22 protein-coding genes are annotated in these 22,286 nt (G+C 60.7%); 19 read left to right on the plus strand and 3 right to left on the minus strand.

Features of this window, described 5'->3' with window-relative positions; translation table 11 throughout:
* The first annotated feature begins 39 nt into the window (after window positions 1–39).
* From RAN89_RS14705 to RAN89_RS14745, 9 genes are all read left to right on the plus strand, one after another.
* Window positions 40–915 carry a branched-chain amino acid ABC transporter permease gene (locus RAN89_RS14705; RefSeq protein WP_313866999.1) on the plus strand — a complete coding sequence of 292 codons (876 nt, stop codon included), beginning with the start codon at window positions 40–42 and terminating at the stop codon, window positions 913–915.
* 19 nt (window positions 916–934) lie between these two features.
* On the plus strand, window positions 935–1,918 hold the full coding sequence (locus RAN89_RS14710) for a branched-chain amino acid ABC transporter permease (protein ID WP_313867000.1): 984 nt from the start codon (window positions 935–937) through the stop codon (window positions 1,916–1,918).
* Entirely contained in the window at window positions 1,918–2,676 is a 759-nt protein-coding gene (locus tag RAN89_RS14715; RefSeq protein WP_313869408.1) for an ABC transporter ATP-binding protein, read from the plus strand. Before RAN89_RS14710 ends, RAN89_RS14715 begins: the two co-directional genes overlap by 1 nt.
* A gap of 3 nt (window positions 2,677–2,679) precedes the next feature.
* Complete coding sequence (locus RAN89_RS14720; protein ID WP_313867001.1) at window positions 2,680–3,432, plus strand: ABC transporter ATP-binding protein; 753 nt, start codon at window positions 2,680–2,682, stop codon at window positions 3,430–3,432.
* A gap of 38 nt (window positions 3,433–3,470) precedes the next feature.
* The gene (locus RAN89_RS14725; protein ID WP_313867002.1) at window positions 3,471–4,355 is read left to right on the plus strand and encodes a 4-hydroxyphenylpyruvate dioxygenase; all 885 of its coding nucleotides are present in this window, start codon (window positions 3,471–3,473) and stop codon (window positions 4,353–4,355) included.
* Window positions 4,356–4,360: 5 nt separating this feature from the next.
* Window positions 4,361–5,263 (plus strand): sugar phosphate isomerase/epimerase family protein, encoded by a 903-nt coding sequence (locus RAN89_RS14730; RefSeq protein ID WP_313867003.1) that lies wholly within the window; start codon window positions 4,361–4,363, stop codon window positions 5,261–5,263.
* Between the two features lie 22 nt (window positions 5,264–5,285).
* Window positions 5,286–6,185, plus strand: coding sequence for a lyase family protein (locus RAN89_RS14735; protein WP_313867004.1), 900 nt, complete (start codon window positions 5,286–5,288; stop codon window positions 6,183–6,185).
* A gap of 178 nt (window positions 6,186–6,363) precedes the next feature.
* Window positions 6,364–6,774: a hypothetical protein gene (locus RAN89_RS14740; protein WP_313867005.1), complete on the plus strand. Its 411-nt coding sequence runs from the start codon at window positions 6,364–6,366 to the stop codon at window positions 6,772–6,774.
* Window positions 6,775–6,930: 156 nt separating this feature from the next.
* Window positions 6,931–7,155 carry a helix-turn-helix domain-containing protein gene (locus RAN89_RS14745; protein ID WP_313867006.1) on the plus strand — a complete coding sequence of 75 codons (225 nt, stop codon included), beginning with the start codon at window positions 6,931–6,933 and terminating at the stop codon, window positions 7,153–7,155.
* A gap of 22 nt (window positions 7,156–7,177) precedes the next feature.
* On the opposite strand, the gene pcaC is transcribed toward RAN89_RS14745, so the two are convergent.
* Window positions 7,178–7,582 (minus strand): 4-carboxymuconolactone decarboxylase, encoded by a 405-nt coding sequence (gene pcaC / locus RAN89_RS14750; protein ID WP_313867007.1) that lies wholly within the window; start codon window positions 7,580–7,582, stop codon window positions 7,178–7,180.
* A 275-nt stretch (window positions 7,583–7,857) separates the two neighbouring features.
* On the opposite strand from pcaC, the gene RAN89_RS14755 reads away from it, so the two are divergent.
* From RAN89_RS14755 to dnaG, 3 genes are all read left to right on the plus strand, one after another.
* Window positions 7,858–8,442 carry a peroxidase-related enzyme gene (locus RAN89_RS14755; RefSeq protein ID WP_313867008.1) on the plus strand — a complete coding sequence of 195 codons (585 nt, stop codon included), beginning with the start codon at window positions 7,858–7,860 and terminating at the stop codon, window positions 8,440–8,442.
* A gap of 25 nt (window positions 8,443–8,467) precedes the next feature.
* Window positions 8,468–10,324: a gamma-glutamyltransferase family protein gene (locus RAN89_RS14760; protein ID WP_313867009.1), complete on the plus strand. Its 1,857-nt coding sequence runs from the start codon at window positions 8,468–8,470 to the stop codon at window positions 10,322–10,324.
* Window positions 10,325–10,460: 136 nt separating this feature from the next.
* Window positions 10,461–12,488, plus strand: a complete 2,028-nt coding sequence (gene dnaG, locus RAN89_RS14765; RefSeq protein ID WP_313867010.1) for a DNA primase — start codon at window positions 10,461–10,463, stop codon at window positions 12,486–12,488.
* Window positions 12,489–12,494: 6 nt separating this feature from the next.
* On the opposite strand, the gene RAN89_RS14770 is transcribed toward dnaG, so the two are convergent.
* Window positions 12,495–13,259, minus strand: a complete 765-nt coding sequence (locus tag RAN89_RS14770; protein ID WP_313867011.1) for a substrate-binding periplasmic protein — start codon at window positions 13,257–13,259, stop codon at window positions 12,495–12,497.
* A gap of 300 nt (window positions 13,260–13,559) precedes the next feature.
* On the opposite strand from RAN89_RS14770, the gene rpoD reads away from it, so the two are divergent.
* Window positions 13,560–15,863, plus strand: coding sequence for an RNA polymerase sigma factor RpoD (gene rpoD, locus RAN89_RS14775; protein WP_313867012.1), 2,304 nt, complete (start codon window positions 13,560–13,562; stop codon window positions 15,861–15,863).
* 176 nt (window positions 15,864–16,039) lie between these two features.
* The gene (locus tag RAN89_RS14780; protein ID WP_313867013.1) at window positions 16,040–16,882 is read left to right on the plus strand and encodes a shikimate dehydrogenase; all 843 of its coding nucleotides are present in this window, start codon (window positions 16,040–16,042) and stop codon (window positions 16,880–16,882) included.
* A 33-nt stretch (window positions 16,883–16,915) separates the two neighbouring features.
* Here RAN89_RS14780 and RAN89_RS14785 read toward each other — a convergent pair whose 3' ends face one another.
* On the minus strand, window positions 16,916–17,203 hold the full coding sequence (locus RAN89_RS14785; protein ID WP_313867014.1) for a late competence development ComFB family protein: 288 nt from the start codon (window positions 17,201–17,203) through the stop codon (window positions 16,916–16,918).
* 263 nt (window positions 17,204–17,466) lie between these two features.
* Here RAN89_RS14785 and RAN89_RS14790 point away from each other — a divergent pair, with 263 nt between their 5' ends.
* The 5 genes from RAN89_RS14790 (at window position 17,467) to dnaJ (ending at window position 22,261) form a co-directional block, all read left to right on the plus strand.
* Window positions 17,467–17,778 carry a winged helix-turn-helix transcriptional regulator gene (locus RAN89_RS14790; protein WP_087494372.1) on the plus strand — a complete coding sequence of 104 codons (312 nt, stop codon included), beginning with the start codon at window positions 17,467–17,469 and terminating at the stop codon, window positions 17,776–17,778.
* 146 nt (window positions 17,779–17,924) lie between these two features.
* Window positions 17,925–18,284, plus strand: a complete 360-nt coding sequence (locus RAN89_RS14795) for an FKBP-type peptidyl-prolyl cis-trans isomerase (RefSeq protein WP_313867015.1) — start codon at window positions 17,925–17,927, stop codon at window positions 18,282–18,284.
* Between the two features lie 128 nt (window positions 18,285–18,412).
* Window positions 18,413–18,973 carry a nucleotide exchange factor GrpE gene (grpE, locus tag RAN89_RS14800; protein ID WP_087494374.1) on the plus strand — a complete coding sequence of 187 codons (561 nt, stop codon included), beginning with the start codon at window positions 18,413–18,415 and terminating at the stop codon, window positions 18,971–18,973.
* Window positions 18,974–19,092: 119 nt separating this feature from the next.
* Complete coding sequence (dnaK, locus tag RAN89_RS14805; protein ID WP_313867016.1) at window positions 19,093–21,039, plus strand: molecular chaperone DnaK; 1,947 nt, start codon at window positions 19,093–19,095, stop codon at window positions 21,037–21,039.
* A 91-nt stretch (window positions 21,040–21,130) separates the two neighbouring features.
* A complete protein-coding gene (gene dnaJ, locus RAN89_RS14810) occupies window positions 21,131–22,261 on the plus strand; it encodes a molecular chaperone DnaJ (RefSeq protein ID WP_313867017.1) in 1,131 nt (376 codons plus the stop codon).
* Window positions 22,262–22,286 lie beyond the last annotated feature (25 nt).

Raw genomic sequence — 22,286 nt, forward strand, 5'->3', positions numbered from 1 at the left:
ACCAGTTCCCCGGCTGGCACCGCGCCCCAAGGACTCCGAATGACCGACTTTCTCCAACTCTTCTTCAGTGGAATGGCCACCGGCGCCATCTACTCACTGGCGGCCCTCGGCTTTACGCTGTTGTGGCAGGCCAGTGGCACCATCAACTTCGCCCAAGGCGAGTTTGTGATGCTGCCCGCTTTCATGATGCTGGGCTTCATGAGCATTGGCGCCCCCCTGGCGGTGAGCTTCGCCATGACGGTCGTGTTGGCCGTGTTCCTGCTGGGCTGGGTGTTCAAACGCGGCTTGGTCGACCCTTTGTTCAAGTTCGGCATGATGCCCATCGTCGTGGCCACCATCGGCCTGTCCATTGCCATGCGCAACGGGCTGCGCGCCGGCTACAGCGCCGAAGCCCACCCCTTCCCCAGCCTGTTTGCAGACAAGCTCTTCAACATCGCCGGTGTGACCATTACCTTGGCGGATGTAGGTACCTTTGCGGTAGCTCTGATCCTCGTCTTTGTGGTGCAAGCCTTCATGACCAAAACGGTCACCGGCCGGGCCATGCAGGCGGTGGCGCAAAACACCGAAAGCGCGTCGGTGCTGGGCATCAATGTGCCCCGCATGATTTTTTACGCCTTTGCCATCAATGCCGTGCTGGCTGTCGCGGCCGCGCTCTTAGTCACGCCCACCTACCTTGCCAAGTTCGACATGGGTGAGAGCCTGGGCACCAAGGCCTTTTTCGCCGCCATCATCGGCGGCTTCAACAACTCACGGGGTGCGCTGTTGGGCGGACTCATCGTCGGCGTATGCGAGAACTTGGCTGCGGCCTATATCTCACCCGCGTACAAAGATGCGGTGGCACTCGTGATCTTCATGGTCGTGATTTTGTTCAAGCCGCAAGGGCTGCTGGGCAAAAAAGTGGAACGCAAAGTCTGAGTACCACCTGGACACCCTCATGAAAAAAATTACTCTCATTTTGATAGCTGCTTGCGCAATCCTGCTGCTCGCTGCGCCGCCTTTTCTTAAAAATTACGGCATCTACCTGCTCTCTTACTGGCTGGTGTTTGTCATCGCCACCATGGGCCTGAACCTCACCGTGGGTTACGCGGGCCAGAAGTCACTGGGGCATGCGGCTTTCTTCGGCATAGGCGCCTACACCGTCGCCATTCTGATGAAAGCGGGCTTCAGCTTCTGGCTGGGCTTGCCTGCTGCCGCGCTGATTTGCTTTTTTGTGGGCATCGCATTGGGCTTTCCGGCATTGCGGGTGCAGACGATTTACCTCGCCTTTGCCACGCTGGGCTTCAATACGGCCGTCTGGCTGGTGATGCGCAACGAAGAATGGCTGACCGGCGGCACTTTCGGCATCAACAACATCACCCGACCTTCTCTTTTCGGCTATTCCCTGGAAGGCAACCTTGCGTACTACTACTTTGTGCTGGGCACTGCCGTCGTTCTGGGTGCGCTGCAATGGGGCCTGCTGCGCAGCCCCTGGGGCAAGGCATTTACCGCGTTGCGGGACAACCCCATACGCGCCGAAAGCCTGGGTATCAACACCCGCAGCTACACGCTGCTGAGCTTTGCCATTGGCGCTGTCTATGCGGGCATTGCAGGGGCGTTGTTTGCTTCGCTGGTGCAGTTCATCGAACCCGCGCCCTTCACGGTCGGCGCGTCCATCATGATGTACCTGATGGTGGTGGTCGGTGGTCCCGGCTACTTCCTGGGCCCGCTGCTGGGTTCTGCCGTCGGCGTCATCCTGCCCGAATGGCTGCGCTTTGCGCAGGCCTGGTACCTCTTTGTGTTCGGCTCTGCGGTGGTGTTACTGATGATCTGGTTGCCGGATGGACTGCTGAGCATTCCTGACCGTATCAAGGCCAAACGCCAGGCCCGTGAAGCCAGCGCCGCCCGTGCCGCTGCCGCCCAACAACAGGGAGCCCGATGATGAGCCAACCCGTGCTTAAAGTTAGCAACATCAAAAAGGCCTACGGCGCCATTCAGGCCGTCGGCGGTGTGTCCTTCGAAGTCATGCCCGGAGAAATCTTCGGCGTGATCGGGCCCAACGGCTCGGGCAAGACCACCCTGTTCAACAGCATGCTGGGCCAGATCACGCCGGATGAAGGCAAGATCGAACTCAACGGCCAGGACGTGACCCACGCCGGTCCGCTGGAACTCAGCCGCCGTGGAGTGGGCCGCACCTTCCAGACCCTGCAGGTCTTCGGCAAGATGAGCGTGCGCGACAACCTGATCGTCGCCGCGCAGGAGCACCAAGGCTCCATGCTCAGCCGCATGTTCGCCCCGTCCGACTCCGGTTTGGGCGCCAAGGCCGATGCGCTGATCGACCAGTTCCGCATCCGCCATGTGGCCGACAAAAAGGCGGGCGAGCTGTCCTACGGCCAGCAAAAGCTGGTGGACATTGCCATGGCCTTCATGAGCGAACCCGATCTGGTGCTACTCGATGAACCTTGCGCCGGCGTGAACCCCAGCCTGGTAGGGGGCATCAGCACCCTGCTCAAGGAGCTCAACCAGAACCCCAAATTCGGCAAGAAGAGCTCGTTTGTGGTCATCGAGCACAACATGGACTTTGTGATGGACCTGTGCCACCGCATCATGGTGATGGTGGAGGGCCAGGTGCTGGCCATCGGCACCCCCGAAGAAATTCGCAACAACAAGCAGGTGCTGGACGCCTACCTGGGGAGCTGAGTCATGACCACAGACACCTGCATTGAATTCAAAGACGTGGTGGCCGGCTACAAGGATTTCATGATCCTGAACAACCTGTCCTTCCAAGCCAAGCGCGGCACCATCACCCTGTTACTCGGGCCCAACGGCGCGGGCAAATCCACGGTGCTCAAGACCCTGTTCGGCCTGCTCAAACCGCGCCAGGGCGACATCCTGCTTGACGGCGTGAGCGTGGCGGGCGCAAGCCAAAAGCAACTGCTCGCACAAGGCATTGCCTTTGTGCCCCAAGGGCGCAACCTTTTCGGACAGCTCAGCGTGTTTGAGAACCTGGAGCTGGGTGGTATCACCTTGGGCATGAAGACGACCCACGAGCGCATTCCGGAAGTGCTGGAGTTCTTCCCCCGTGTGAGCCAGCGCCTGCATTCACCGGCGTCCGCACTCTCAGGCGGGGAGCAAAAGCAGCTGGAAATCGGCCGCGCCCTGCTCTTGCGCCCCAAGGTGATTTTGATTGACGAACCCTCCATCGGCCTCTCGCCCATGGTGGTGGCCGATGTGTTCAAGCTCTTGCGCAAGCTCGCCGACCAGGGCACCACGGTGCTGATGGTGGAACAAAACGTGAAAAGTGCACTCAAGATATCAGACGAAGCCATTGCCCTCGAATCCGGCCGCTTGGTGCTGCAAAAGCCGGCATCAGAGTTGCTGGCGGACCCGCATATTGAACGCCTGTTTCTGGGTGGGGCACACACCGGTGCGGCCACCAGCCCCGCCACCGCTTAAACCCTTTTGTATTTCTTTTTTGACGACCGGGAGAACCCATGGCCAACACCCCACGCCCCAGCGGCGCAGACCGCGAACACATTGACGAAGGCCCCAACCCCTTGGGTCTGGAAGGCATTGAGTTCATCGAGTACGCCACCTCCAAGCCACAGGCGCTGGGCCAGGTGCTGGAAGCCATGGGATTCCGCCCCATCGCCCGCCACCGCTCGCGTGAAGTGCTGCTCTACCGCCAGGGCGATATCAACGTCATCGTCAACGCCCACGGCCGGGGTGCTGCGCTGACCGAAAAGCCGGTGATCGCCGCCATCGCCCTGCGGGTGCAAGATGCGTCTGCCGCCTACAAGCGCGCCCTGGCCCGCGGTGCCTGGGCTGTGCCAGTGCAAGTCGAAGTGATGGAGCTGCACATTCCCGCCGTGCATGGCGTGGGCAACAGCCGCATTTACTTTGTGGATCGCCACCGCGAGTTCTCTATTTACGACGTGGACTTCACGCCCGTACCTGCAGTCGACAAGAACCCGCCGGCCATCACCGGCCTGCACTTCTTCGGTGTGGTGCAGTACATCGGCAATGACCGCAGCGATGACTGGACCGAGTTTTACAGCGCCCTCTTCGGCTTTACCGCCCTGGAGCCCGAGACCCGCTTCGGCATCCTGCCCAAGGGGCGCATTCTGCAAAGTTCATGCAAAACCTTTTACCTGCAACTCATAGAGCCGGAGCCCGGTGTCCTGGATGTTGAAGACGACGAGTGCTTCCAGCGCGTGGGCCTGGGCACACCGGATGTGCAAGCCACCGTGGCAGCCCTGCGCCAGCGCGGTGTGGACTTTGTGCCCAGCAAAGACCCGGCGCAAGACAGCAAGGGCGCGCTCACCCGCCCCACCATGGGCAACGCCATGTTTGAGCTGGTTCACCACACTCGGGGCTGAACACCATGAGCCAATTTGAAGGCAAATTCGACGACTTCGGGATGGACACCATCACGCTGGCCGGGCCCCTGAAGGCCAAGCTGGACGCCATGAAGGCGGCCGGCTTTAGCCAGGTAATGCTGCTGGCCCGTGACCTGGTAAGCCACCCCGAGGGCTGGCGCGCTGCGGTGCAAGAGGTCAAGGACAGCGGCTTGCGCGTGACCGGCTTTCAGGTGCTGCGCGATTTTGAGGGGCTCTCCGGTCACCTGCACGACTACAAGGTCGACATCGCCAAAAGCATGATGGAAATGTGCGCGGCCCTGGACTGCCGCGTCATGCTGGCCTGCTCCAGCACCTCCACCCACGCCACAGGCGATACGGACAAGCTGGTGCAGGACCTGCGCAAGCTGGCCATGCTGGCAATTCCGATGAACATCAAAATCGCATTCGAGGCCCTGTCCTGGGGCCGGAACGTGAATGAGTTTCCCCAAGCGTGGGACCTCATTAGCCAAGCCGACATGCCCAATTTGGGTCTGGGCTTTGACTCCTTCCACCTGTTTGCCACCAAGACTCCGCTGGACGAGCTGGAGATTCTGGCCCCCAGCAAGATCTTTCTGGTGCAGCTGGCTGACTTCATGTGGAACGAAATCAAAACGGTCGAGGAGCGCATCACCACGGCGCGCACCTTCCGCGTGTTCCCCGGCGAAGGCGTGCACAGCGAGGCACTGGCGGAACTCGTGCTCAAGCTGCACCAGCTGGGCTACCGCGGTGACTACAGCTTTGAGGTATTCAACGACGACTACCAGCAAATGCCGCTGGAAACTGTGGCTGCCCGCGCGCGTCGCGCTGCCCTGTGGCTGGGCGAAGATGTGCTGCGCCGTTCGGTCCCCCTGCCCAACCAGATGCGCCTGCGCCAGGCTCACGCCTGATACCAAGGGGAACCCGCCCGCCATGAGCAGTGTGTTTGACGACTTTCTGTATGCCCCCGAAGTGCTGGAGTCCTTCGGGGCCCAGCGCTTTGTGGCGGCCATGCTGCGGGTAGAAGCTGCGTTGGCGCAGGCACAGGCCGACCAGGGTTTGATTCCTGCCGAGGCCGCCGTCTCTATCGTCGGCACTTGCAAAGTGGAGCTGTTTGATGCTCCGAAGATTGTGCGCGACAGCGCCGCCACCGGCAGCCTCGCCCAGCCCTTGGTAAAGAGCCTGCGCGAAACCGTGGGCCTGTTTAACCCGGCGGCGGTGCCTTTTGTGCATTTCGGCTGCACCAAGCAAGACCTGGTGGACACCACCATGGCGCTCATGAGCCGCCAAGTGCTGGCCGTCACCCGAGGCTATGTACAGGACTGCGTAGACCATCTCGAACGCAAAGCCAACCAGCCCACTGCAGCTGCGCCCTTGCAACGGGCCTTGCAGCGCTTGGCACACAGCAGTGCAGACGCTCTGGCCGTGCAACTGGGCGGCACCATGGCCAGCCTGGGTACGCCGGGCGCTGCCATCCAGACCCAGGTGGCCAAGACCCTGGAACTCTGCGTACCCGCCTTCCCCTGGGATACCCAACGCGATGCCTGGCTGGCCCTGGGTTGTGATGTGGCGCTGTTGGTCGGCAGTCTGGGCACTTTGGCCCGCACCCTGGTGCGGGACGCTGAGCAAGAGGAACCCGCCGCAGGCTGCCTGGTGGCGCTGGCCATGGCACGACGCGCACCCCAGCGTGCAGCGGGGCTGTTGACCTCCATGCCCCACGCCCATGAACGTGGCCTGGGTTTCTGGCAGGCGGACCAGAGCGACTGGACCCAGCTGCTGATGGCAGCCCACGCCGCCTCTTGGGGCATGGCACAGACGCTACAAAAAAAGTAGCTGCTCGCGCATATTTCACGGGCGCCAAAGCCCCATTTCACTCATATTCGGCTATCCACGCGCCCCACTTGCTGGGGTGAAGGCGGTGCTTGTGCGAATGAGTGTGTTCCGGTTGCGATCCCTGTTTTCTACAGTGCCGTGCTAGCTATTCCGCAAGACAAGAATCAGGTACACGTGAATGGCATATGCCCGCTGGATTTTCAAAGCTTCCCTGGTAGACGAGTACGGCTTTGCCTTGCCGCCAGTGGTACAGGCTGCCTACGGTTCCGCCTACGGCAAGGAGTTGCATGGCATCACCCTTTTTGCCAACGGGCATGTGATGCAAATGCTGGAGGGGGAGCATGCAGCCCTGGAAGCCGCATCACGCAAGCTGCAGGACATCTGCAAGGTCTTCGGCATGGTGCCCGTGCTCCGCGAAGCAATTGGCAGCCCCGCATCCCACAAGGTTGCGGTCGGGGTGAACCGCTTTATGGACCAGATCGCGGTTCACCTCCCCCCGGAGGTGGAAGTTTTCAACCTCTGCAGCGAGGAAATCCGCGCGAGAACGCTCCCCGGAGCGGCACAGGATCTTCTGCTCGGATTCCTCTAGCCACGGGGTGCCAACGCACGGACCGCACCCCCTGCATCGTTGGAGGATGGTGTCTTTGGAAGCCCGCGCTCCACCACCATGCCACGCCGCCCCGCGCCCCCAGCTTGTGCGAATGAATGTGTTTGCAAGAAAACGCATTCGCCGGACACTGCGCCAGTGACAAAAAACAAGATCAATTACAAACGTATCGTCGGACAACGCATCAAGGGACTGCGGCAGGAAGCTGAAATTTCTCAGGAAGTTCTGTCAGAGCGCTGCGGCATTTACCGCACTTATTTGAGCCGTATCGAATCCGGCTCTGCCAACCCCACCCTGCTGGTTTTAGTGGCACTCGCCGACTCGCTGGGCGTTCAGCCCGCAGAGCTACTGTCCAACGACTAAGGCCTTCTGCAGCTGGCGCGGCTTATTTCTGCACGCTCACCACGTCATTCGCAGAGCGGAACGCCTCCACTGCGGCAGGCACACCGCAGTACACCGTGGCGTGCAAGAGCACTTCCTGAATTTGTTCCACCGTCGCGCCGTTGTTCAGTGCGCCGCGCACATGGCCTTTGAGCTCGTTCTGCTTGCCTAGTGCGGTGAGCATGGCCACGGTAATCAGGCTGCGCGTCTTGCGGTCCAGCCCCGGGCGTTGCCACACATCGCCCCATGCCGCACGGGTAATGTGCTCTTGAAGCGGAGCCGTAAAGGCATTCGCCCCGGCAAAAGCAGCATCCACAAACGCATCCCCCATCACCTCCCGCCGCGTGGTCAGGCCACGGGCAAAGGCTTCCGGGTTGCTGGACTCAAAGGCTTGGCTTGGTTCGGTCATGGCGGGCTCTCAGGGAAAAGCCCCATGTTAGCCCGCGTGCCACTGACCCAGGTGCGACAAAAGCACGATCAAGTCCATTCCATTGATGACGATGCCGGCGCTGGTTTTGAGGTGTTTCATGAGGATTCACTCCTGAGTTCGGGTTCAAGGTTTCTGCGGTGGTGAACAGTCGCCTGCCGCAGTAGGATGAATGGTAGGGAGCCGCGACGCTGCTGTAAAAGCAATAAAAAGCATGACGGCCATAGCCACAATCAAAAACCGACCCGGGAAGACCCATGACCAGCCCCTCCACACGCTACCCCCTGCCCGACCTCAACACCTTGCCTGAGGACTTGAAAACCAAAATTCTGGAGGTGCAGGAAAAGTCCGGCTTCATCCCTAATGTGTTCCTGGCATTTGCCCGACGCCCTGCTGAGTGGCGCGCCTTCTTTGCCTACCACGATGCCCTCATGCTGCGCGAGGGCAGCAGCCTCACCAAAGGCGAGCGCGAAATGATCATCACCACCACCAGCGCGGCCAACCACTGCCTCTACTGCGTGGTGGCGCACGGCGCCATCCTGCGCATTTATGAAAAGAAGCCTTTGGTGGCAGACCAAGTCGCCATCAATTACCGCAAGGCCGACATCACACCCCGCCAGCGCGCCATGCTGGACTTTGCGATGAAGGTCTGTCTGGAGAGCCATGCCGTGGAAGACGCAGACTTCACCGCCCTGCACGCGCATGGCTTTGACGATGAAGACATCTGGGACATTGCAGGCATTACCGCCTTCTTCGGCCTGTCCAACCGCATGGCCAACGTGACCGGCATGCTGCCCAACCCGGAGTTTTACCTGCTGGGTCGCGTACCCAAGGCCAAATAACTTGTCTTGCTCCGCCAGAGGCCCTATGCCCACTCGCCACCACACTCTCAGCACGCTTGCCTCTCTGGCAGTGGCCGCGCTGCTTGCCGCCTGTGCATCCGGTCCGACACCTGTCCCCTTGAACTACATCTCCCCGCCGACTCAGCCGGAAGCGGCTACCGGCAGCAGCACCAAGCCGGGCTGGGCCACGCGCAACTATGCGGTTGCCGCAGCCAACCCTTTGGCCACCGACGCGGGCCGGCAGGTATTGGCCGCAGGCGGTAGCGCGGTGGACGCGGCCATTGCCGTGCAAATGGTGCTGGCGCTGGTGGAGCCGCAAAGCAGTGGCATCGGGGGCGGTGCGTTTCTGCTGCACTTCGACGGCAAAACCACCCAGGCCTTCGATGGCCGGGAGACTGCACCCGCCGGCGCAACGCCCGCCCTGTTTCTGGACGACAAGGGGCAACCCCTGAAATTCACGGACGCAGTAGTGGGCGGCCGCTCGGTGGGCGTGCCCGGTGCAGTGGCCATGCTGGCACAGGCCCACGCACAACACGGCAAGCTGCCTTGGGCCAGCCTGTTCCAGCCGGCCATCACCCTGGCAAGAGAAGGCTTTGCGGTCAGCCCGCGTATGGCGGCCCTGCTGGCCGCAGAACCGCATCTGAAAAAAGACCCGGTGGCCGCGGCCTACTTCTATGACGCGGCCGGCAAACCCTGGCCTGCGGGGCATGTGCTGCGCAACCCCGAGCTGGCTGCGGTGCTGCAAGGCATTGCGGACCGCGGCCCCTCTGCCCTGCTGCAAGGCGAGGTAGGCCAAGCCATCGCCCGCAAAGTGCAAAGCCACCCCACCAACCCCGGCAGCCTGAGCACCCGGGATCTGGCCGGCTACCGCCCGGTGGTGCGCGAGCCACTGTGCTTTGACTACCGCGCAACCCGTGCCGGTGCCCCCGCGCGCGAGGTGCGTATCTGCGGCATGCCACCCCCCAGTTCGGGCGCCCTGGCGATTGGCCAGATCCTGGGCATGCTGGACAGCACCCCCGCTTCCGCCCTGCCACTGGTCCAAGGGCTGCCGACGACGGATTGGGTGCACCTCTACACTGAAGCTGCGCGTCTGGCCTTTGCCGATCGTGCGCAGTACCTGGGCGACCCCGCCTTTGTGCAAGCTCCCGGTGGCACTTGGACCAGCTTGCTGAACCCCGCTTATCTGCGCAACCGCGCTGCACTGATCGACAGCAGTCCGCAAGGAAAGAGCATGCAAATGGCCCTGCCCGGCCAGCCCGCAGGCACCCCGCTGAGCTACGCCCCCATGCCGGACCAGATCGAATACGGCACATCGCACATCTCGGTGGTGGATGCTTACGGCAACGCCGTGGCCATGACCACCACGATTGAAGATGCTTGGGGTTCGCGCCAGATGGTCAACCGCGGAGTAGGTCTTTCCGGCGGGTTCCTGCTCAACAACCAGCTCACCGACTTCAGCTTCAGCCCCACAGGAACCGACGGCCGGCCCGTGGCGAACCGGGTAGAACCGGGCAAGCGGCCACGCTCCAGCATGTCGCCCACCCTGGTGTTCGACAAAGCCAGCGGCAAGCTGCTGATGAGCGGGGGCAGCCCTGGCGGCGCGCTCATCATCCACTTCACCGCCAAAACCTTGTACGCAAACCTCCATTGGGGCCTGAACGCCCAGCAGGCCATAGACCTGCCCAACTTCGGCTCGCTCAACGGCCCCACCCTGCTGGAGGCCGGCCGCTTTGATGCCGCCACGGTGCAAGCCCTGCGTGCCCGTGGCCACACCGTGCTGGAGGTGCCCATGCCCAGCGGCCTGCAGGCCATTGAGCGCACCACCGCGGGCTATTTCGGCGGGGCCGACCCGAGGCGCGAAGGAATTGTGTTGGGCGACTGAGCCTTCAATCCCCTATGAAAACGGGCTCTGGCGCCCGTGGAATATGGGCGAGCAGCTTCTGAATTGATAGCAAAAACATCGCTTTAGCACACCCCGGAAGAGGCGCCGACATGGCGTACCTCCCTACAATCGCCCCATGGCCATCCCCCAAAGCTTCATCCAGGAACTGCTCGCGCGTGCGGACGTGGTGGAGATCGTGGGTCGCTATGTGCAACTCAAGAAGGGGGGCGCCAACTTCATGGGCCTGTGCCCGTTTCACGGAGAAAAATCGCCCTCGTTCACGGTGAGCCCGACCAAGCAGTTCTACCACTGCTTCGGTTGCGGCAAGAGCGGCAACGCCATCGGCTTCCTCATGGAACACGCCGGCATGACCTTCATCGAGGCCGTCAAGGACCTGGCCGGCCAGTTCGGCATGGTGGTGCCGGAAGAAGAAAGCAGCCCCCAGGACCGGGCCCGCGCCCAAGCCCAGCGCGAAAGGCAGAACACCCTGACCAGCGTGCTGGAAAAAGCCTGCGATGCCTACAAGCGCGGTCTCAAGGAGTCGCCCCGCGCGATTGAATATTTCAAAGGCCGCGGCCTTTCCGGCGAAGTGGCCAAGCAGTTCGGGCTGGGCTATGCCCCCGAAGGCTGGCGCAATCTGGCGAGTATCTTCCCCGAATACACCGACCCGCTGTTGGTGGAAAGCGGCCTGGTCATCCTTCACGAAGCGGAAAACGGTGCCGACGAGAAACGCTACGACCGCTTCCGGGACCGCGTGATGTTCCCCATCCGCAACATCAAGGGCGAGTGCATAGGCTTTGGCGGGCGCGTGCTGGGCGATGAAAAGCCCAAGTACCTCAACTCCCCCGAAACCCCGGTCTTCAGCAAAGGGCGTGAGCTCTACGGTTTGTTTGAAGCCCGCAGCTCACTGCGTGAGCACGGCTATGTGCTGGTGACCGAGGGCTACATGGACGTGGTGGCACTGGCCCAACTGGGCTTTCCGAATGCCGTGGCCACGCTGGGCACGGCGTGCACCAACGACCATGTGCAAAAGCTGTTCCGCTTCACGGACGCTGTGGTGTTCAGCTTTGATGGAGACGCCGCAGGTCGACGCGCTGCCCGCAAGGCGCTGGATGGCGCGCTGCCCTTTGCGTCCGATGTGCGCAGCATCAAGTTTTTGTTCCTGCCTGCCGAGCACGACCCGGACAGCTTCATCCGCGCCTACGGCAAGGAGGCCTTTGCCGACTACGTGGCCAAGGCCACGCCGCTGAGCCGATTTCTGGTGGAGTCGGCCCAGGACGGCTGCGACCTGAGCACCGCCGAAGGCCGGGCCCGCATGGCCAGCAACGCCAAGCCTCTGTGGAACCAGCTGCCCGATGGCGCGCTCAAGCTCCAGTTGCTGAGCGAAATTGCCCAACTGGTGCAACTGGGCAGCACCGAGCTGGGCGCCCTGTGGGCAAACGGGGCAGCCAAGCCCGCGCCTGCGGAAACGCCACGGCGCAAACGCGAAGCGCCAGCCGCCACCGAGTTCGGCCCGGACGACGAGCACTTTGCTTATGACGAGCCGGCAGAGTTCTCAGAGCCCTGGATTCCGCAGGACGAATGGAAAAAGAAAACCGAGTGGAAAAAAGAAGGCTGGACGCCCCGTGGCAAGGGCGACGGCAAATGGGAAGGCAAGTGGTCCGGCAAAGGGAGCAAATTCGGCAACCGCGAAGCGCGCCCCGCCGGCCCGCTGGCCAAACTGGACAGCCGGCCGGACCTGGCGGCCCGCATTCTGCTCAACCACAGCGAGTTGTGGGACATTCTTTCCAGCGAAGACCACGGCCTGCTCTGCGAGCTGCCGGCACCCCATGGCGAGCTTTTCACTTGGCTGGAAAGCCAGTTGCATGAGCACGGGCCGGTATCGCGCGGCACCTTGAAAGAAGAAATCGTGGGACACCCGGCCGAAGACCTGGTGCAGCGCCTCACCGCCGGCCCCGTGCTGGCCTCGGAGCCCCTGAGTGAGTCCGGGCCTGAGTTGCGCGATTTGCTCAACCGCATGCTGATCGACAAGCTGAAACTGCAAGAAACCGAGGCCATTTCAGCGGCAGCCAAAGACCCTCAAGCGTTGGCACGCTACCGGGAATTGCAACACCGGCGCAAGCAACTTGAGCTGGCCGTGCAACCGACGGCAGCAGACAGCTGAGCAAGGCTAGCGGGTGTTCTTGAGCAGGTATTTCTGCCGCAACTGGTTGTAGCGCCCGTCCGCCTTGGATTTGAGCAGGGCCTGATCCAGTCGCTTGGCAATATCCGGCGGGATGGCAGGATTCAATCCAAACCAATACGCCGCAGCATCGTCCAGCACCAAGGCTGGTACCAGCAAAGCGGGATCAATGCCGGCATTTTTGGCGTTGTGCACTGCCGCCCAGTCCAGCGACACCAGCAAGTCGAAGCGTTTGGCAATGAACTTGCGCATGTTCGCCTCGTCATTCACACCCAGCTCCAGTCCGCCGCCGGCCGCGTCCGTGGCGGGAATGGGCGCAAAACCCTGCTTTTCCAACAACTTGGTAGACGCGGACTCCAGGGTCGTGCCGATCCGGTAAGGCCGCGCGTCATCCAGCGTTTTGAGCACGATGTCATTGCGGTCCGCCCAGCGGTACAGCACTACACGGCGCGGACTGATGGGCCCCACCCAGCGGAACAAATTCTCCCGTTCGGGCGTGCGGACCATGGAGTAAATCAGGGTGTCACCCTGTCGCAGTGCGCGGTCGTAAGCACGGGCCCAGGGCAGAACTTGCTTTCGAACGGTTATGCCGGCGTCCGCCGCCATCATGTCCAAGAGCTCACTGGCAAAGCCTGTGACCTTGCCGTCGACCTCCATATTCAGGGGCGGCAATTGCTCGGTGAGCGCCATCAGCTCCAAGGGCGGTCCGGCCGAATGCACCCCACCGGCCACACCTATCAGGCAGGCCAACATAGTGTCCCTGAGGCACCGGGTCCATCTGTTTTTCATCCAACGACTCACTATGTTTGAATCACAACTATAATGTCTGATTGTTTCGGCAAGAGCGACAGCAGCACCTCCGGGCCAGGCCACCGTGAAACTCCACTCACAAACGGCCACCTTACCGCAAGGACTGCACTCCAAATGATCGCCCTCCCATCTTGCCACCGGGGAATCAGTCTCCCTGCCTTGCCACTACACCGCGTCCCGCACGCAACGTAGCCGGCGCCTGTTCTGTCGTTTGTTAGTTTTTTGTTGACCAGAGGTTTCTGCATGCCCGCTTCAAAATCCGCCAAGCCCGTTCAGTCTGCCAGCAAGGCCGCCGCCAAAACCGAAAAGAAAGCACCCGCAGTGACCGCACCGAAATCCAAAGCCGCCCAGTTGAAAGAAGCCGCAGATGCGCTGCTCGCCGCAGCAGAAGCGCCCGCCAAAAAGAAAGCTGGCCGTCCGGCCAAGGCAGCTGCAGACGAATCTGCAGCCCCTGCCAAAGCCACTACCGGTGCCAAGCGCGGCCGCAAGCCCAAGGCAGCGGCTGCCGAGCCCAGCGGTGACGAGATGGACATGTCGGATATTGAAGCCGATTTGGTGGGTGAGCCCGAACCCGCAGCAGCGCCCGGCGAAAAGGTCAAGCCCCTTCGCATGAAGATCAGCAAGGCGAAAGAACGCGCCTTGATGAAAGAATTCGGTCTGGACGAGACCGTTTTGTCCGAAGAAGACATGGCCAAGCGCCGTGCGCGCCTGAAGGCCCTGATTACCCTGGGCAAGACCCGCGGCTACCTGACCCACGGCGAAATTTCCGACCACTTGCCCGACAAGCTGGTGGACGCGGAAACCCTGGAAGTCGTGATCTCCATGTTGAACGACATGGGCGTGGCGGTGTATGAGCAGACCCCTGATGCGGAAACCCTGCTGCTGAACAACAACGTCTCCACCGCCGCAACGGTGGAAGAAGCGGAAGAAGAAGCCGAAGCTGCCCTGTCCACCGTGGACTCGGAATTCGGCCGCACCACCGACCCCGTGCGCATGTACATGCGTGAAATGGGCACGGTGGAACTGCTGACCCGCGAAGGCGAAATTGAAATTGCCAAGCGAATCGAAGGCGGCTTGATGGACATGATGGAGGCGATCTCCGCATCGCCCGCCACCATTGCCGAGATCCTGCGCCTGGGCGAGGAAATCCGTGAAGGCAAGGTCGTCATCACCACCATCGTGGACGGCTTCTCCAACCCCAACGAGGCCGACGACTATGTGGCTGAAGAAGACTTCGACGAATTCGACGAAGCCGACGATGACGATGGCAAGGGCGGCTCCAAGGCGCTGACCAAAAAGCTAGAAGAGCTGAAGAAACAGGCATTGGAAAAGTTCGACAAGATGCGCGAGCTCTTCGAGAAAGTGCATAAGGTCTACGACAAGGAAGGCTACGGCACGCCCGCGTATGTGAAGGCGCAAAAAGCCCTGAGCGACGAGCTGATGACCATCCGCTTTACCGCGAAGGCGATTGAAAAGCTATGCGACATGGTGCGCGCCCAGGTGGACGACGTGCGCAAGAAGGAACGCGAACTGCGCCGCATCATCGTGGACAAGTGCGGTTACCCGCAGGAACAGTTCATTGCTGATTTCAGCGGCCGCGACAAGGCCGGCAACAAGGTGGCATCCAACCTCCTGAATCTGAAGTGGATTGAGAAGCAAGCCGCGTCCGGCAAGTCATGGGCAGCTGTCATGGGCCGCAATATTCCACCGGTGCAGGACCTGCAGCAAAAACTGATCGACCTGCAAGCGCAAGTGGTGGTGCCTTTGGACCAGCTCAAGGACATCAACAAGCGCATGAACGAAGGCGAATACGCGTCGCGTGCAGCCAAGAAAGAAATGATCGAGGCCAACTTGCGGCTGGTGATCTCGATCGCCAAGAAGTACACCAACCGCGGTCTGCAGTTCCTGGACCTGATCCAGGAAGGCAACATCGGCTTGATGAAGGCCGTGGACAAGTTCGAATACCGCCGCGGCTACAAGTTCTCGACCTACGCCACCTGGTGGATCCGTCAGGCCATCACCCGCTCGATTGCCGACCAGGCGCGCACCATCCGTATCCCGGTGCACATGATCGAAACCATCAACAAGATGAACCGGATCAGCCGCCAGCATTTGCAAGAGTTTGGCTTTGAGCCCGATGCGTCTGTCTTGGCCGAGAAGATGGAGATCCCGGAAGACAAGATCCGCAAGATCATGAAGATCGCCAAAGAGCCGATTTCCATGGAAACACCCATCGGTGACGACGACGACAGCCACTTGGGTGACTTCATCGAAGACAGTGCCAACACCGCGCCCATGGAAGCCGCAATGCAGGCCGGTCTGCGCGATGTGGTCAAGGACATTCTGGATAGCCTCACCCCGCGTGAAGCCAAGGTGCTGCGCATGCGTTTCGGTATCGAGATGACATCCGACCACACCCTCGAAGAAGTGGGCAAGCAGTTCGACGTGACCCGCGAGCGCATCCGCCAGATCGAAGCCAAGGCACTGCGCAAGCTCAAGCACCCCAGCCGTTCGGACAAACTGCGCAGCTTCACCGATACGCTGTAATGTGGCCCCCACGCTCCGCCCCTGCGTGGGTCGCTGCCCCCCAAGGGGGCTAATTTCCCTTGGGGCGGCCCTACGGGAAATTTCTCTACGCAATAGCGCCCCGGCCCACATGCGATGTGCGCGGGGCGCTATTTTTTTGATAGTACCGATTTCACTTCCCGTTTATCCGACCTGTTATGGCTAACGATCAACCTTACCGACTTGCCGGTGTCATGGGATGGCCTGTGGCCCACTCCCGCTCCCCCATCATTCACAACCACTGGATCGCCGAACACGGACTGCGCGGTGCCTACGTGCTGCTGCCTGTTCAACCCGAGAAACTTGAGCAAGCACTGCGCGCCCTGCCCGTGCTCGGTATTGCGGGATGCAACCTCACCATCCCCCACAAAGTGGACGCGATGAACATCGTCGACCACGTGGATGCTTTGGGGCAGCGCATCGGTGCAGTCAACACCATCGTGGTGAACGCGGACGGCAGCTTGAGCGGGCGTAATACCGACGCGTTCGGATTTATCCAGAGTCTGTACGAGGCCGGCAGTAGTTGGAAGCCGGCTGATGGTCCCGCTTGCGTGGTGGGCGCCGGTGGTGCTGCCCGCGCCGTGATCGTTGGCCTGCTGGATGAAGGTGTGCCGGACATTCGCCTGACCAACCGCAGCGACCACAAAGCAGTGGACATGGCACAGGAGTTCGGCCCCCGCGTAACCGCTGTAGCGTGGTCTGAACGACACGATGCTTTGGCCGGTACAGCCCTGTTGGTGAACACCACCAACCAGGGCATGCATGGTCAACCGGCGCTGGACCTGCGTTTGGACGCTTTGCCCGTGTCTGCGCTCGTGTCCGACATTGTGTATGTGCCGCTGGAGACACCGCTGCTGGCAGCCGCTGCTGCAAGAGGTAACCCCACGGTGAATGGCTTGGGGATGCTCTTGCACCAGGCGCGCCCAGCCTTTGAGGCTTGGTTCGGCCAGTTACCCTCGGTGAGCCCCGCGCTGCTCCACAAAGTGCTGGCGACTTTCTAGGATGAGGGCAAGGCGCCGCCTTGCCCACGGAATTTACGCCTCGGGTGCCGTCTTGGCGCTGCGCTCGCCCACGAAGCGGAATGCAAAGGAAAGCACTTCTTCGAGGGATAGCTCGATCGCCTGGCGCTCCTGTTCGGTCAGGTAAAACATCATGTCCACATCGTGACGGACATAGCGGGCCGGCAGGCGATTCAAGGCAACGCAAGACACGTCGGCCAGCATGTCATTGGTGAACCCGGGGTACTGGGCGGCACGCTGCACTACCTCTTCAAACACCAGCCGTTCGTAGTAATTGTGAACCTGTTCAAAGTTGAAAGTCATGGTGCGGCTGCCTCCGGATAAGTCGATCACGCGATGCTAACCGGCAACCATAGCACCCGCGTCGCTGAGTGACAAGTACAGACAGGACATAGACGTCACTTGGGCAATTGGTAGGGGTGACGCCCTGTTTACATACGTTAACAGCTATGAAACTTGTAGCAGCTGAAAAACTGCGCTATAGTTTCTCCTCGATTTCGATTTGGTGGCCCGACGCCACCGAACCGCCGGAACCAAACAAAGTACCAACAACAAAGGGCAAGGTAATGAGTGCAAAAGAAACGGTCGCAGTGGGACAACTGTTGGAATTGCTGGAATCCCGTTATGCGATACGCGTTTTGTGGGCCTTGCGCGACGGCCATGCCCAGACCTTCCGCCTATTGCAAGACAGCGTGGGCGGCATCACCCCCAATACCCTGAACACCCGTATCAAGGAACTGCGCGAGGCGGGCCTCCTCACCCACGGCTCCGACGGCTACGTGGTCACCGCTGCAGGCGCAGATTTGCTCAAGCGTTTGGGTGACCTGCAGGCATTTGCCGTGAAGTGGTCAACCGCCCAAGCGAAAAAGACGAAATAAGCATTGAACGGCCGTGTTGCGGCCCTCCCACCATCAGACAGGCCATGCCTGTCTTTTTTTTGCGTGGGGCATAATCGAGGGTTTTTCCGGCCGCCAGCGCCCATTGCACTTTGCGCGGCCAGCTCCTGTTTTTATAGCAAAAGGAATTGACCATGCCTACTACCGCCAGCGGCCTGCAGTTTGAAGACACCATCGAGGGCACCGGCCCCGAGGCCTCCAGAGGCCAAAGCGTGACCGTGCACTACACCGGATGGCTGTACAACGATGGCGTGCAAGGTGCCAAGTTCGACTCCAGCAAAGACCGCAACGATCCGTTCGTGTTCCACCTGGGCGCCGGCATGGTGATCCGCGGTTGGGACGAAGGCGTGGCCGGCATGAAAGTCGGCGGTGCCCGCACCCTGATCATCCCCGCAGCATTGGGCTACGGCTCCCGCGGTGCGGGAGGCGTGATCCCCCCCAACGCCACGCTGAAATTTGATGTGGAATTGCTGGGCGTTCGCGGCTAACCCCGAGATCTTCAGCCAGCCACTGCGCGCTTGACCGGATATCGCAAAGATATCCGGCAAGTCCCCCTTGAAAACATGGTTATGCATCGCCATATAGGGCGCAATCGCATTCAACCGGATTGAACCGTATGTCAGATACCCCAAGCACCCCCAGCACCCCGGCCACAGACGCCCCCCAAAGCCCCGAAGAGATTCTGGCGGCTGCGGCTGCCAACGAAGTCGATGCGCTGACCGCAGCGCAGGCTGAGCTGGCTACCCTGAAAGCCAAGAGCGCTGAGTTGGCTGATCAGTTCCTGCGCGCCAAAGCCGAAGCCGAAAATGCCCGCCGCCGCGCAGAGGACGAAATCTCGAAGGCCCGCAAATTTGCCGTGGAAAGCTTTGCCGAGAGCATGCTGCCCGTAGCGGACAGCCTGGAAGCCGGCCTGGTCATCAAAGACGCTACCCCCGAGCAGATCCGCGAAGGCGCCCAAGCCACCCTGCGCCAATTGGTCGCCGCGCTGGAGCGCAACAAGGTCATTGCCATCGCGCCAGCAGCCGGCACCAAGTTCGACCCGCACCAACACCAAGCCATCAGCGTGGTGCCTTCCGAGCAGGAAGCCAACACCGTGGTCAATGTGCTGCAAAAAGGCTATTCCATCGCGGACCGCGTGTTGCGCCCCGCCTTGGTTACCGTGTCAGCACCCAAATAAGCGCGCCAGCGCACGCCACAAACGCAATATTTCGTTTTTTGAACCTGTGGGCACTTGAAACGTTTTGAGTAGCCCACACGTTATCCACATCTGAATTTTTAGAGTTTAAGGAGTACACCATGGGAAGAATCATCGGCATTGACTTGGGAACCACCAACAGCTGCGTCGCTGTGATGGAAGGCAATACGCCCAAAGTGATCGAGAACGCTGAAGGCGCACGCACCACCCCGTCCATCATTGCGTACCAGGAAGATGGCGAAGTGTTGGTGGGTGCATCCGCCAAGCGCCAGGCCGTGACCAACCCCAAGAACACCCTGTACGCGGTTAAGCGCCTGATCGGCCGTAAGTTCACTGAAAAAGAAGTCCAGAAAGACATCGACCTGATGCCTTACACCATTGCCGCTGCCGATAACGGCGACGCATGGGTGGAAGTGCGCGGCAACAAGCTGGCCCCCCAGCAGGTCAGCGCCGACGTGCTGCGCAAGATGAAGAAAACAGCTGAAGACTACCTTGGTGAAGAGGTGACAGAGGCCGTGATCACCGTCCCAGCGTACTTCAACGACGCGCAGCGCCAAGCCACCAAAGACGCTGGCCGCATTGCCGGTCTGGACGTCAAGCGCATCATCAACGAACCCACCGCTGCTGCCTTGGCATTCGGTATGGACAAGAACGAAAAAGGCGACCGCAAGATCGCCGTGTACGACTTGGGTGGCGGCACGTTTGACGTGTCCATCATCGAAATCGCTGACGTCGATGGCGAGAAGCAGTTCGAAGTGTTGTCCACCAACGGCGACACCTTCCTGGGTGGTGAAGACTTTGACCAGCGCGTGATCGACTACATCATCTCCGAGTTCAAAAAAGAACAGGGCGTGGACTTGTCCAAGGACGTGCTGGCTCTGCAACGTTTGAAGGAAGCCGCTGAAAAGGCCAAGATCGAACTCTCCAGCAGCTCGCAAACCGACATCAACCTGCCCTACATCACCGCAGATGCGACTGGCCCCAAGCACCTGAACATCAAGCTGACCCGCGCCAAGCTGGAGTCCTTGGTGGAAGAGCTGATTGAGCGCACCATTGCCCCTATCCGTACCGCCCTGAAAGACGCCGGCGTGTCCGCCTCCGAAGTGCATGACGTGATTCTGGTCGGCGGTATGACCCGCATGCCCAAGGTGCAGGAGAAGGTCAAGGAGTTGTTCGGTAAGGAGCCACGCAAAGACGTGAACCCTGACGAAGCAGTGGCCGTCGGTGCTGCCATCCAAGGTCAAGTGTTGTCTGGTGACCGTAAGGACGTTCTGTTGTTGGACGTGACCCCCTTGTCCCTGGGTATTGAAACCCTGGGCGGCGTCATGACCAAGATGATCAGCAAAAACACCACCATTCCAACGAAGTTTGCGCAGACCTTCTCGACGGCAGAAGACAACCAGCCTGCCGTAACCATCAAGGTGTTCCAGGGTGAACGCGAAATCGCTTCTGCCAACAAAATGCTGGGCGAGTTCAACCTTGAAGGCATCCCACCCGCAGCGCGCGGCACACCGCAGATTGAAGTGTCGTTTGACATTGACGCCAACGGAATCTTGCACGTGGGCGCCAAGGACAAGGGCACCGGCAAGGAAAACAAGATCACCATCAAGGCCAACTCCGGCTTGTCGGAAGAAGAAATCCAGCAGATGGTGAAAGACGCCGAGCTGAACGCCGCTGACGACAAGAAGAAGCTGGAGCTGGTCCAGGCCCGTAACGAAGCCGAAGCCAACGCCCACAGCGTGAAGAAGAGCTTGGGCGAGTATGGCGACAAGCTGGACGCCGGCGAGAAGGAAAAGATCGAAGCGGCCATCAAGGACGTGGAAGACAGCCTGAAGTCCGACGACAAGGACGCCATCAAAGCCAAGAGCGAAGCGCTGATGGCAGCAAGCCAGAAGCTGGGCGAGAAGATGTACGCTGACATGCAAGCCAAGCAAGCCGCTGAAGGCGGTGAGCAGCCTGCTGCCGCGGAACAAAGCGCACAGGGCTCCAAGCCAGCAGACGATGACAACATCGTGGACGCTGAAGTCAAAGAAGTGAAAAAAGGCTAAGCTGGCACACTAGCGCAGCACAAAGATGCCGCGTTGAACGCCAGTCGGGGTTCAACGCGGCTTTTCTGTTGTTAACAGGCACAAGAGACACATGGCCAAACGCGACTATTACGAAGTACTGGGCGTCAGCAAGGGCGCCTCGGAAGAAGAGATCAAAAAGGCCTATCGCAAACTGGCGATGAAGTACCACCCTGACCGCAATCAGGGTGACGCTGCCAAAGCCGCTGAAGAGAAATTCAAGGAGGCCAAAGAGGCCTATGAGATGCTCTCTGACGCCCAGAAGCGCGCGGCTTACGACCAATACGGCCACGCCGGCGTGGACCCCAATCGGGGTGGCGGCGGCGGTGAAGGCTTTGGTGGATTTGCTGAGGCCTTTGGCGACATCTTTGGCGACATGTTCGGCCAACAGCGTGGTGGTGCACGGGGTGGACGTCAGGTTTATCGTGGCAGCGACCTCAGTTACGCCATGGAAGTCACGCTGGAAGAAGCGGCGCGAGGCAAAGATGCCCAAATCCGCATCCCCAGCTGGGACAACTGCGACACCTGCAAAGGCACCGGCGCCAAGCCGGGCACCCAGGTCAAGACCTGTGGCACCTGCAACGGAGCCGGTTCCGTGCAGATGCGCCAAGGTTTCTTCAGCGTGCAACAGACCTGCCCCACCTGCCGCGGCAATGGCAAAGTCATCCCCGACCCCTGCAACACATGCAGTGGCCAGGGCAAGATCAAGCGCCAGAAGACATTGGAAGTCAAAATCCCGGCCGGTATTGACGGAGGCATGCGCATCCGCAGTGCTGGCAACGGCGAACCCGGTACCAATGGGGGCCCGCCCGGCGACCTGTACATCGAGATCCGGCTCAAGAAACACGACATTTTTGAGCGCGATGGCGATGACATCCATTGCTCGGTGCCCATCAGCTTCATCACCGCCGCTTTGGGTGGCGAAATTGATGTGCCGACGCTGGCGGGTAAAGCAGCGATCGACATCCCCGAAGGCACCCAGACCGGCAAGCAGTTCCGACTGCGCGGCAAGGGTATCAAGGGTGTGCGCTCCAGCTACCCCGGCGACCTCTATTGCCACATCACCGTGGAAACACCGGTCAAGCTCACGGAGCATCAGCGCAAGCTGCTCAAGGAGCTGGATGAATCGTTCAAAAAAGGCGGCAGCAAACACTCGCCGTCCGGTGACAGCTGGACCGATCGTTTGAAGAGCTTTTTCAGCTGATCTGCATCAAGTTCAGGGCATGCCC

Origin of the sequence: Rhodoferax mekongensis (assembly GCF_032191775.1) — a bacterium.
In the GTDB taxonomy this organism is placed as follows: domain Bacteria; phylum Pseudomonadota; class Gammaproteobacteria; order Burkholderiales; family Burkholderiaceae_C; genus Allorhodoferax; species Allorhodoferax mekongensis.